The 10,036-nt window shown below is 62.4% G+C and carries 5 protein-coding genes and 2 pseudogenes; 3 read left to right on the top strand and 4 right to left on the bottom strand.

Features of this window, described 5'->3' with window-relative positions:
• Positions 1-2,204: retention module-containing protein (locus tag H621_RS0109695; protein WP_028943201.1), on the bottom strand; the 2,204-nt coding region annotated here is incomplete at its 3' end.
• 511 nt (positions 2,205-2,715) lie between these two features.
• Here H621_RS0109695 and H621_RS0109690 point away from each other — a divergent pair.
• The 3 genes from H621_RS0109690 to H621_RS0109680 are packed head-to-tail and all read left to right on the top strand — an operon-like array spanning position 2,716 to position 7,643.
• Positions 2,716-4,089 carry a TolC family outer membrane protein gene (locus H621_RS0109690; RefSeq protein WP_028943200.1) on the top strand — a complete coding sequence of 458 codons (1,374 nt, stop codon included), beginning with the start codon at positions 2,716-2,718 and terminating at the stop codon, positions 4,087-4,089.
• A 39-nt stretch (positions 4,090-4,128) separates the two neighbouring features.
• Positions 4,129-6,276, top strand: a complete 2,148-nt coding sequence (locus tag H621_RS0109685) for a type I secretion system permease/ATPase (protein ID WP_371919753.1) — start codon at positions 4,129-4,131, stop codon at positions 6,274-6,276.
• An 11-nt stretch (positions 6,277-6,287) separates the two neighbouring features.
• Entirely contained in the window at positions 6,288-7,643 is a 1,356-nt protein-coding gene (locus H621_RS0109680; RefSeq protein ID WP_028943198.1) for an HlyD family type I secretion periplasmic adaptor subunit, read from the top strand.
• Positions 7,644-7,702: 59 nt separating this feature from the next.
• On the opposite strand, the gene H621_RS27005 is transcribed toward H621_RS0109680, so the two are convergent.
• The 3 genes and pseudogenes from H621_RS27005 to H621_RS29205 form a co-directional block, all read right to left on the bottom strand.
• Positions 7,703-8,338, bottom strand: a complete 636-nt coding sequence (locus H621_RS27005; protein WP_051270496.1) for a tRNA-uridine aminocarboxypropyltransferase — start codon at positions 8,336-8,338, stop codon at positions 7,703-7,705.
• 78 nt (positions 8,339-8,416) lie between these two features.
• Positions 8,417-9,391 (bottom strand): annotated as a pseudogene (locus H621_RS29210) (methyl-accepting chemotaxis protein); the annotation flags it as partial.
• A gap of 279 nt (positions 9,392-9,670) precedes the next feature.
• Positions 9,671-9,976 (bottom strand): annotated as a pseudogene (locus tag H621_RS29205) (PAS domain-containing protein); the annotation flags it as partial.
• Positions 9,977-10,036 lie beyond the last annotated feature (60 nt).

Genomic DNA, 10,036 nt, shown 5'->3' with positions numbered 1-10,036 from the left:
ACGCTCACGCCATGCACCGTCATGCTCTGCACACCGTCCGGTGCGCTGATGGTGAAGCTGCCGGTCTGGGTCAGTGCCGAGGGATTCGGGGCGCTGCCGTCACCCAGGTTCTTCTCGAAAACGGTCAGCTCGCCTCCGTTCACATTCAGGCCGTTGATGACGACCGGGTCGTTGAGGTTGCTGACGTTCAGGGTCAGGGTCGCGGTGGTGCTATCGCCATCGGCATCGTTGAGGGTGTAGGTGAATGTCTCGACGCCGTTGCCGCCACCGTGCAGGTTGATGAAGTCCGGGTCGGCGGTGTTCAGGGTGTAGGTATAGGTGCCGTCAGCCGCCAGCACCAGGGTGCCGTAGGTGCCGGTGAAGGTGCCGGCGGTGATCGGGCCAGCCACGCGGTCGGCGCCCTGCACGTCGTTGGTCAGCACGTTGCCGGTGAGGGTCAGCTGGTTTTCGGTAGCGGTCACAGAATTACTGTCGGCATTCGCCGTCGGTACGTCATCAACGACCGTGACGCTGAAATTCACGCTGGCTGTGCTGCCATCGCTATCGGTCCCTACCACCGTGAAGCTTTCAGTGAGGTTGTTGACACCGCCACCACCGGCATGAGCATCAGTGCCCTGCAGGGTGTAGCTGTAACTCACCTCTCCTGTGGCCGGGTTGAAACCGGTGATGGTCCAAGTGTTGTTCAGGCCTGTGGTAAGCGATTGCGGGAAAGTATTGGCCACCCCGCCACTGATCACGCTGATTCCGCCGACAGTCAGCGAGTCCAGACCATCGACGGCTTTGATGGTGAACGATCCGCTGCGGGTCAATGCAGCGATATCCGGGCTGCTGCCATCGGCCAGGTTTTTCTCGAACAACACCAGTGCGCCGCCATTGATGCCCAGGCCGTTGATTTCCACCGGGTCATTCAGGTTGCTGACGTTAAGCACCAGGTTGGCCGTGCTGGTATCGCCATCGGCGTCTTTCAGGGTGTAGGTAAAGGTCTCGATGCCATTGCCTCCCCCCTTCAGGTTGATGAAGTCCGGATCGGCAGTGTTCAGGGTATAGGTGTAGGTACCGTCTGCCGCCAGCACCAGGGTGCCGTAAGTACCGGTAAAGGTGCCTGCGGTGATGGGCCCGGAGGCCACGCGATCGGCGCCCTGCACATCATTGGTCAGCACGTTGCCGGTCAAGGTCAGCTGGTTTTCGGTGGCGGTAGCCGCGTTGGTGTCGCCTACTGCGCGGGGCACATCGTCAATGATGGTGACATCCAGGGAGCCACTGGCCACATCGCCATCGGTGTCGCTGACCAGCACTGTAAAGCTTTCGCCCAGCCCATTGGCGCCCTCGCCGGCCGCATGCGCCTCGGCACCTGCAAGGGTGTAGCTGTAGCTGACGACACCCGTTGCCGCATCGTAACCGGTGATGGTCAGCACATTACCAAGCCCGGTGGTGATGGATTGCCCCACGCCGGTCACCGCGCCAGCAGTCACCACGTTGATACCACCGACATTGAGGTTGAACACCCCGTCTGGTGCCACCACCGTGAAGCTACCGGCCTGGGTCAAGGCAGCCGGGTTGCTGGCCGACCCCTGCGCCAGGTTGGCCTCGTTCAAGCTCAGCTCGCCACCGCCTACCGCCAGGCCTTCAAGGCTGACCGGATTGTCTGCTGGCGGCTCGGGTGGCGCCACTAACGCTGGAGGGGCGTCATTGTTGTTGATCAAACCGACATCCAGTTCCGCCAGTTCCGGAAAGCCGTTAAAGCCCGCCGTCGGAAAGCCGATCACCGGATCCACCCGCCCCGCTACTTCACTGAGCAATACGAAAGAGTGGCCACCGCCCAATGCCCCCGACCCACTGCCACTGCCGGGCCCCGCTGCGGTTGGTTCAGCTTCCTGGCTCGGGTCAGTGCCGGCAGCAATGGCTTGCTGGAGTTTTTCCACATCGGTCAACTGCGCCTGACTCGGCGTCAACGACTCGGGTGTGTCCACATGAGGCACGCGGTTGGCCAGTAGATCTGCCGACAGCTGCAAGCTGCTACCACGCCCCAGGGTCAGCTCGGCACCATTTTGCAAATGAACGGCCACGGCACCCGCAAGGCCTGTGTCCAACTGTTCACCTACAAACAGCCGATCGCCTTCAGCCAGCGCCCGGCGTGTCCCGTCACTGGCAACCGCGAAGACTTCTCCGACAACTTTGCTGACGACACCGATTAATTTGGCCATGGGCGCTCTCCTGGGTTGCAGAACGGTTTCACAGGAAAGTGCTTTGAACTCGCGTGGAAGGGCCGTCAGGACTGTCCTGGGCCAACACCCGGAATGCGCGGCCAGCGAAGTCGATTGCACTGCAATCGACGCTTCGCTGGCAGTGTTCCGGGTTAGCGGAAAAGTGGTCTGGCCTTTTGGCATCTGCCAATAAATTGTCGCCAGCTAGCGCTTTTCCTCCCTCCCCACCGCTACATCCGTGCCCTTTGCTGCAAATGTACGTTGAACTTTCTCCGGCGCCCGAAAATACACACTGGCGTTGATTCAACCGGACCGCCTGATATCAACAATGTCGCGGTTTCCTTAGATCGCATAAGTTTTTTTTCGCATAACCCTTATGAAAAAATCTTCTTAGCTGGCTTTATAAATGTTCTTAGCTGTCTTGTTACAAGCCTGAAACGGTTTGAGCTAAAAAAACCGTCAAATTTATGGCGACAGCAATACCTTATTAGAAATCAGGGAGAAGTACCCCATGCGCGTTTTGACCCCCATCACCAGCGCAATTCTTTTGGCCATGGCATGTGCCAATGCTCAGGCGATGTCGATTACGGAAGCTGTGCAAAGCGCCGTGGACCAACATCCGGAAATCAACGCCAGCCGCAACAGCCGGCTCTCGGCAGATGAAGACGTCAAGGTAGCCAGAGGGGGCTACTTTCCAAGCGTCGACCTGGTCGGTGGTTATGGCCGCCAGCGCTCAGACAACACCAACACCCGCGGCTTCAATGCCGACGGTTCGCGCAACCACAACAAAGAAACCTTGACCTACACCCAGTCTGACCTGCGCCTGCGGCAGATGCTGTTCGACGGCTTCAACACCCCCAACGAGGTAGGCCGTACCGAGGCCGTGGTCAACTCCCGCGCCTACTACACCCAGGCAACTGCCGAGAGCATCGCCCTGCGCGCCATCGAGGTGTACCTGGAGGTACTCAAGCGCCGCGAACTGGTCACCTTGGCCAAGAACAACCTGCAGGCTCACTTGCGCGTCAATGACCAGATCGGCCTGCGCAGCGAACGTGGTGTAGGCAGTAACGCCGACCGTGACCAGTCCACTGCCCGTCGCGCACTGGCAGAGAACAACCTGTACACCGCCGAAGTGGACCTGGCCGACGCCGAAGCCAACTTCTATAGCGTTATCGGCCGCCAGGCCGACGAACTGGAAACGCCGGTCACCATCAAGGGTGAAATGCCCCCCACCCTGCCCGACGCTCGGCAGGGCATGCTGGACAACAACCCCTACCTGAAATCGGCCCAGGCGGACGTGCAAGCCGCCGAGCAGCAGTACGAGGTGGCCAAGTCGCCGTTCTACCCACGCCTGGATGCCGTGCTGGCCACGGGTGCCAACAACAACACCGCAGGCCAGGTCGGCCACGACAACAACGACTGGCAGGCGGGTGTCGAGTTGAGCTACAACCTGTTCCGCGGCGGTAGCGACAAGGCACGCCTGCAATCCGATGCGCACAAGATCAACCAGGCCATGGACATCCGCAACAACGCCCTGCGTACGCTCAACGAGAACCTGGCGCTGTCGTGGAACGCCATGACCAACGCCCGCCTGCAAACCCCGACCGCCCGCGAATATGCCGACACCACCACCCGGGTGCGCGCGGCCTACCAGGATCAGTTTGGCCTGGGGCAACGAACCCTGCTCGACCTGCTCGACAGTGAGAACGAGTTGTACAACGCCAACCGCCGCTACACCGAAGTGCGCTACACCGAGGAGTTCTCGATGTACCGGGTACTGGCCAACATGGGTGAGCTGCTGACCAAGCAACGTATCTCGTTGCCGCCCGAGGCCATCGCCAAGAGCGAAGTGAAGAGCGAGGCGCGTTTGCCCGATATGCGCTGATCCCCCTCCACGCAGCAGGAGTAGGCCATTGTGACCAGCATGCAACCTGCAAGCCCTGCGACGGATCCGCGCCACAGTTTCGATGACCCGTTACTCGATGGACTGCTGATTCTCTGCAAGCTGCATGGTTGCACGGTCACGCGCGCTGGCCTCAGCGCCGGCCTGCCCTTGGCACAGCAACGCCTTGGCCTGGAGCTTCTGCCCCGGGCTGCCGCCCGCGCAGGCTTGCAGGCACGGGTGCTGCGCCGGGAATTGAGCGCCATCTCGGCGCTCAACCTGCCGGTGCTGTTGCTGCTCAAGGAAGGTCGATGTGCCGTGTTGCGGCGCTTTGGCGATGACGGCCGACTGCTGATCCTGCCCAGCGAGGCCGAAGGCGGCGAGCAATGGGTCAGCCGCGAGGAACTGAACCAGGCCTACAGTGGCGAGGCGTTGTTCGCTCGCCCCCGGCATGAACTCGAAGACTTGCGCGCACCGCTGATGCCACGGGTCAATGCCTGGTTTCGCGATACGCTCAAGCTGTCGCGCTGGCTGTACAGCGATGCCATTCTTGCCAGCCTGCTGATCAACTTGCTCGGCCTGATGGTGCCGCTGTTCGTCATGCAGACCTACGATCGGGTGGTGCCCAACCAGGCCCTCTCGACCTTGTGGGTCCTGGTCGCCGGCCTGCTGATCGGCACCCTCTTTGAACTGATACTGCGCGTGGTCCGCGCCCACTTGCTCGATCAGGCCGGCAAAAAAACCGACCTGATTCTTTCCGCCACCCTGTTCGAACGCATCACCGGCATGTCGATGAAAGCCCGCCCGGCCACCATCGGCGGATTTGCCCAGAGCATCCATGACTTCCAGGGGCTGCGCGAGTTTCTCACCGCCGTGACCCTGACCAGCATCATCGACCTGCCCTTCGTGGTGCTGATGCTCCTGGTCATCGGCCTGCTCGGTGGCTGGCTGGTGGTGATTCCGCTGGTCGCCTTTCCGGTGACCATTCTCTTTGCGCTGTTCATCCAGGTGCGCCTGCGCGACACCGTACAGAAAAGCCTGGCGCTCGGTGCCGTGCGCCAGGCCCTGTTGATCGAGACCCTGGGTGGCCTTGAAACCCTCAAGGCCTGCAGTGCTGAAAGCGAGCGCCAGTACCAGTGGGAAAGCACCCACGGCGCCCTCACCCGCCTCGACGCCCACGCCCGCAATCTCTCGGCCCTGGCCACCAATGGCACGCTGTTCATCCAGCAGTTCTGCGGCATGGCAACCATCGTTGCCGGCGTCTACAGCATCATCGCCGGCAACCTCAGCGTCGGTGCCCTGGTGGCCAGTTATATGCTCGGCAGCCGGGTACTGGCCCCACTGGGGCAGATCGCCGGGTTGATCACTCGCTACCAGCAAGCGCAGTTGACCATGCGCAGCACCGACGCCCTTATGGCCCTGCCCCAGGAGCGCCAGGCCGGCCAGCAACCGCTGGAGCGCACACAACTGCACGGCGCCCTCGAGGTCAGCCATGTCACCTTTCGCTATGGCGGACAGAACGCCGCCGCGCTCAATGGCGTGAGCTTCAGCGTCAAGCCGGGCGAACGTATCGGCATCATCGGTCGCAGCGGCTCGGGCAAAAGCACCTTGGCCCGCCTGATGATGGGGTTCTATGCCCCCGACGAAGGCCAGATACTCCTCGACAACCTCGACCTGCGCCAACTCGACATCGCCGACCTGCGCAACCAGATCGGCTACGTGGCCCACGACCTGCCCTTGCTGGCCGGCAGCCTGCGCGACAACCTCACCCTCGGCGCGCGCTACGTGAGCGATGCCCGCATGCTTGAAGTGGCCGAGCTCACCGGTGTCAGCGAACTGGCCCGCCAGCACCCGCAAGGCTTCGACCGTCCTGTGGGCGAGCGTGGCCAGCTGCTGTCCGGCGGCCAACGCCAGGCCGTACTACTGGCCAGGGCGATGCTGCTGGAGCCACCGATCATGATCCTCGACGAACCCACCAGCCACATGGATAACGCCAGCGAAGACCAGTTGCGTCATCGCCTGCACGACTGGGTCCAGGGCAAGACCCTGCTGCTGGTCACCCACCGTACCTCGATGCTCAGCCTGGTCGACCGCCTGCTGGTGCTGGACAACGGCAAGGTGGTCGCCGACGGACCGAAGGAAGCGGTCATCGATGCACTGCGTAAAGGTCGTGTCGGTACAGCCATCTAAGGGGGCGACTCATGTCCAGCAACCAAGGCCCGCGCAGCTACTTCCAGAGTTTCGGCAAGACTGCCGAACGCGACTACATGCCCGATGTGGCCGGCGCCACCCTGCAGGATTCCCCGCGTTTGTCGCGCATCACCGTATGGCTGGCGGCAGCGTTGATTCTGGTCGCCGTGGCCTGGGCCTGGTTCGCGGTGCTCGACGAAGTGACCATGGGTGAAGGCAAGGCGATCCCATCCAGCAAGGTGCAAGTGATCCAGAACCTGGAAGGCGGCATCGTTACCGAGATCTTCGTGCGCGAAGGCCAGATGGTGAACAAGGGCGATACCCTGCTGCGCCTGGACGACACGCGTTTCTTGTCCAACAAGGGGGAAAGCGAGGCCGATCGCTACGCCCTCACCGCACAGGTCGAACGCCTGTCGGCCGAAGCCGAGGGCCGGCCTTTCCAGGTCTCCGAGGAAGTGCGCAGCAAGGCACCCCAGGTGGCCGAGGATGAGCTGTCGCTGTTCCAGTCCCGCCTGCGGCGCCTTACCAGCGAAAAACAGACCCTCAATGAACAACTGCGGCAGAAAACCCAGGAGCTGGCCGAGTTTCGTTCCAAGGCCGAGCAATACCGCTCGGCCTTGGCCCTGCTGCAGCAGGAACTGAACATGTCGACCCCGCTGGTGGGCACCGGGGCGATCTCGCCGGTGGAGATCCTGCGACTCAAGCGCAGTACCGTAGAAGCCCGCGGCTCGCTGAACGCCACCACCCTGGCCATTCCCCGCGCCGAGGCGGCAGTGGCCGAGATCAAGAGCAAGATAGAAGAATCGGAAGCCGGCTTTCGCTCGGAGGCGGCCAAGGAGCTCAACGAGAAACGCACCGACCTGTCGAAGATCACCGCCTCGAGCATCGCCATCGATGACCGCGTCACCCGTACCACGGTGGTCTCACCCGTGCATGGCATCATCAAATTGCTCAAGGTCAACACCATCGGCGGCGTGGTACAGCCGGGCAGTGACCTGCTGGAGATCGTACCGCTGGAGGACAACCTGCTGATCGAGGCCAAGGTCCGCCCCCAGGACGTGGCGTTCTTGCATCCGGGGCAGACAGCGATGGTCAAGTTCAGCGCCTATGACTACACCATTTATGGCGGCTTGAAGGCCAAGCTCGAACTGATCAGTGCCGACACCGTGACCGACGACAAGGGCAATTCCTTCTACCTGATCCAGGTGCGCACCGACAAGAACCACCTCGGCGGCGACAACAAACCGCTGCTGATCATCCCCGGCATGACTGCCACGGTGGACATCATCACCGGACAGAAAAGCGTACTCGACTACTTGCTCAAACCCGTGCTCAAGGCGCGTACCGAGGCCATGCGCGAACGCTGATACCTCCGCTGCAACCCAACTTGTGGGAGCGGGCTTGCCCCGCGAAAGCGATCTACCCGTCACCCCTCATCGCGGGGCAAGCCCGCTCCCACTGAGCCCACGCTTACGTGGTTGCGTTCGTAGGTCTCGCGGCCCATTGCCTCGATCTGCCCTTCGATCAACGCCTCGAACGGCGTGAGCAAGGTATCGAAACTCACGGGTGCCTCCAACACATTCAACGCCTGCACCACCGCCTCCAGGGTCGACAACGCCCCTTCGGCCGGGGCCTTGCGCAAGCGGTAGCGTGACGGCAACACCTGCGCCAGGGTTACCCGCGGCAAGGCCGCCAGCGGCGGGTTCAGGTGCAGCAGCTTGCTCGCCTTGCGCCAGGTACCGTCGGGTACCACCAGCAGCCACGGGCGTTCATCGCCGTCGGCATAGCTCACCAGGGGCTGTGCATCGTCACCGGGAAACAGCAACGCACTTCGATATCCCGGCACCTCGATCAACCCCGCCAGGTCTTCAAACACCTCCCCCACCCGCAATTCGGCATTGCGCAACCCCAGTGCAGCCAGTTTTGCCGTGTTCAAAGCATGGCGAACTTCGCTGGGGTGCTGCAATACGAGCACGCGCGTACGGCTGTCGAGGGACGGGATCAGCGGACAAAGGCAATGGGCTTGTGGGCGCAGGCAGCGCTCGCACTGGATTCTGGACATCGGGTTCTCCTGGGCGGGCAAAGTGTGCCACAGCAGTCCCGTAAAAAGCCCACTTCCCTGTGGGAGGGATGTAAAGGGTCAGCGGTTGAAGCGTTCGGCCAGGCTGTACAGGTAGTCGGCCATGCGCTCCAGATCCTGGCTGATCTCGGCCCCCTGCTTGGCTTGCCCGGCGCTGTGGTCACACAGCTGGGCGATACGGGTGATCTGCTGGTTGATGTCTTCGGCCACATGGCTCTGTTGCTCGGACGCCGTGGCCATCTGCTGGCTCATGCCGGTGATGCGGCTAACCGCCTGGGTGATACCCACCAGCGCCGACTGCACCGCTTCGACCCGCTGCACGCTGTCGCGGGATATCTGTTCGCCGCGACTGGCCGTCGACACCGCCCGATCCGCGCCGGCACGCAGTGAGGCGATGATCTGGTGGATTTCTTCTGTGGACGCCCGAGTGCGCTGGGCCAGGGAGCGAACTTCGTCGGCCACCACCGCAAAGCCGCGACCTTGCTCCCCCGCCCGCGCCGCCTCGATGGCAGCATTGAGCGCAAGCAGGTTGGTCTGCTCGGCAATCGAGGTAATCACATCCACCACACTGCCGATCGACTGGGTCTGGCCGGCCAGTTCGTTGACCGCCTGGCCGATATCACTGACCGCCTCGCTCATGCTACCCATGGCCCGCAGACTCTGCTGGGCCAGGTCACTGCCCTGCTGGGCCAGTTGATCGGCGTCGGCCGCTGCCGTGGCGGTGCTCTGCACGTTGTGGGTAACCTCCTGAATGGTTGCCGCCATTTGCGCAATAGCGGTGGCTGACTGGTCGGTTTCGCTGCGCTGGCGGTCCAGCATCTGCGCCTGCGCGCCAGACAGGTCCGAAGATTGCGCCGCACGCGACTTGACCCCCACTCCCGCATCCACCAGGCGGGTCAGGGCCGTTTGCAAACGCGCCTCCTCGCTCAGGATGGCCAGGTCCAGTTGCCCCTGCAAACCGCTGTTGCTGCTGTAGGTCAAGGCCACCAACGGGCTGGTGAACGCCTTGGGGTGTTCCGCCAGTGTGCGTTTGATCACCCGGTTCTGACGCGACTCGATCAAGTACCAGGCACTGAGCAGGCTGCTCATCAGTACTCCGAGGGCCGCATAGGGCGCCAGCCACAGGTAGCCGGCCGCCGACAGCGCGCCGGCACCCAGCAGGGGCCAGCCATGTTCGACCACCTCACCCGCGCGAGCAGCCCAGGACACGGCTGCCCGCCCCTGGCGCAGGCGCGCGTACAACGCCGTGGCGCGACGGACCTGCTCGCGGCTCGGCACCGAGCGCACCGACTCGTAGCCACTGACCCGACCATTCTCGTAGATGGCCGTCACATAAGCACTGACCCAGTAATAATCACCGTTCTTGGCCCGGTTCTTCACCACGCCCATCCACGGCTTGCCCTGTTTGATTGTTTCCCACATATGACCGAACACCGCAGGCGGCATGTCCGGGTGACGCACCAGGTTGTGTGGTTGCCCAAGCAATTCGTCGTAGGTAAAACCGCTGATGGCGACAAAAGCGTCGTTGCAATAGGTGATGCGGCTGTTGAGGTCGGTGGTGGAAATAAGCCGTTGATCGGCGGGGAAGGTTCTTTCGTGTTCTGTGACGGGCAAATTCATGCGCATCGGGCGGTCTCTGCTTGAAAGACGATGGGGACATTCATCAAAGCAGGTACAGGT

This window comes from Pseudomonas vranovensis DSM 16006 (assembly GCF_000425805.1).
Taxonomy (GTDB): domain Bacteria; phylum Pseudomonadota; class Gammaproteobacteria; order Pseudomonadales; family Pseudomonadaceae; genus Aquipseudomonas; species Aquipseudomonas vranovensis.
Note: the sequence above shows the minus strand (reverse complement) of the source record. Positions and strands in the feature narration are given on the sequence as shown.